At 53.8% G+C, this 1,569-nt stretch carries 3 protein-coding genes; all 3 read right to left on the bottom strand.

Annotated elements, in window-relative coordinates; genetic code table 11:
• The coding region (locus tag D8V06_RS29225; protein ID WP_277751320.1) for a ubiquinol-cytochrome c reductase iron-sulfur subunit N-terminal domain-containing protein at window positions 1-197 on the bottom strand (197 nt) is incomplete at its 3' end.
• 268 nt (window positions 198-465) lie between these two features.
• Window positions 466-858: a 30S ribosomal protein S9 gene (rpsI, locus tag D8V06_RS29220; protein WP_003228056.1), complete on the bottom strand. Its 393-nt coding sequence runs from the start codon at window positions 856-858 to the stop codon at window positions 466-468.
• Between the two features lie 14 nt (window positions 859-872).
• The gene (rplM, locus tag D8V06_RS29215; protein ID WP_003228062.1) at window positions 873-1,301 is read right to left on the bottom strand and encodes a 50S ribosomal protein L13; all 429 of its coding nucleotides are present in this window, start codon (window positions 1,299-1,301) and stop codon (window positions 873-875) included.
• Between the last annotated feature and the right edge of the window lie 268 nt (window positions 1,302-1,569).

The following is a 1,569-nucleotide window of genomic DNA, read 5'->3' as shown; positions in this document are numbered from 1 at the left end:
TCAGCAATCATCTGCTGGCCTGGCTCGATTTTGCTGACATTCACTTTCACCGGTGCACCTGCGGCTTTCGCCTTGGCACTGGGAAACCATGACCCCACGAACGGGACCGCAGCCCCCACCGCTCCTGCAGCACCCACCACGGATGTGGCTGCTACCAAGAAGCGACGCCGGCCTGCATTCACGCCGTCATTGCTCATTCAGTCCTCTCCCATCAGCTTTGTGGCCTGTTAAATCAGGCATCTACTAAGTAAATCTGTGCACTTATAAAAATTTTGCCGAATGGTAATGAAAAGCCCCAATTCTGACAAGGTAATTACCCCGAGGCACCACTGCCAAGCCTTGTAGTATAGGGGGTCTGCGGATGTGGCAAGTTGTCACAGCGCAATTCTTTGATAAATCTCACGCATAAAAAAACGCCCGGTTCCGTGAGGAATCCGGGCGTTCTTTTTTGAACGTGGAAACGAATTAACGCTTCGAGTACTGCGGACGCTTACGCGCTTTACGCAGACCAACTTTCTTACGTTCAACTTCACGTGCATCGCGGGTTACGAAGCCGGCTTTACGCAGAGCGCTGCGCAGAGTTTCGTCGTAATCCATCAGAGCGCGAGTGATGCCGTGGCGGATTGCGCCAGCCTGACCACTTACACCACCACCGATCACGGTGACGTAGATGTCGAACTTCTCGACAGTCTCAGTCAATTCCAGCGGCTGACGAACTACCATGCGGGCAGTTTCGCGGCCGAAGAAATTATCCAGCGAACGATTGTTGATGGAGATGTTACCAGTACCCGGACGCAGGAAAACGCGTGCGGTTGCGGTCTTGCGACGGCCAGTGCCGTAATTTTGAGTCGCCGACATAATGAACTATTCCGTTAAATCTTCAGTTCTTGGGGCTGCTGAGCAGTATGAGGGTGTGCAGCGCCCGCATAGACTTTCAGCTTACGGTACATGTCGCGACCCAGCGGGTTCTTAGGCAGCATGCCTTTGACCGCGGTCTCGATCACGCGCTCAGGGGCTTTGGCGATCAGCTTTTCAAAGTTGATCGACTTGATGCCGCCCGGGAAACCGGAGTGGGAGTAGTACATTTTGTCAGTGGTTTTAGCGCCGGTAACACGGATCTGCTCGGCGTTGATCACGACGATGTAGTCGCCGGTGTCAACGTGAGGAGTGTACTCAGGCTTGTGCTTGCCACGCAGACGGCTCGCGATTTCGGTGGCCAGACGACCCAGGGTCTGACCAGCAGCGTCGACGACAAACCAGTCGCGCTTTACTGTTTCCGGTTTAGCAGTAAAAGTTTTCATTCTTTATAGCCTCAGGGGCCGCCCTGTAAATTAGACGGCGGATCTTACTGAATAGTGCGTACTTTGACAAGTCAAAGGCAGCCGGATACAGACGCTTTCGGGGGCTCGGGTCGGCGCGTCCGTTCAACGGCAAGATTCTTCGGCGGCGGCGCATCACTTCCACTGCAGAAAGAGGTGCGCAATTATGCAGATTGCGAAAAATAATTCAACCTGCTTTTATGATTGTTTTGCCCAAGGAGCACCCGATGGACTATCGCCAGCTAGGCCG

The sequence above is a fragment of the Pseudomonas sp. Sample_24 genome (assembly GCF_004307605.1).
Lineage (GTDB): Bacteria > Pseudomonadota > Gammaproteobacteria > Pseudomonadales > Pseudomonadaceae > Aquipseudomonas.
Note: the sequence above shows the minus strand (reverse complement) of the source record. Positions and strands in the feature narration are given on the sequence as shown.

Excerpts from the sequence above, each read along its gene's own strand:
- rpsI (WP_003228056.1), bottom strand. The coding sequence starts at position 858 with ATGTCGGCGACTCAAAATTACGGCACTGGCCGTCGCAAGACCGCAACC.
- rplM (WP_003228062.1), bottom strand. The coding sequence starts at position 1,301 with ATGAAAACTTTTACTGCTAAACCGGAAACAGTAAAGCGCGACTGGTTT.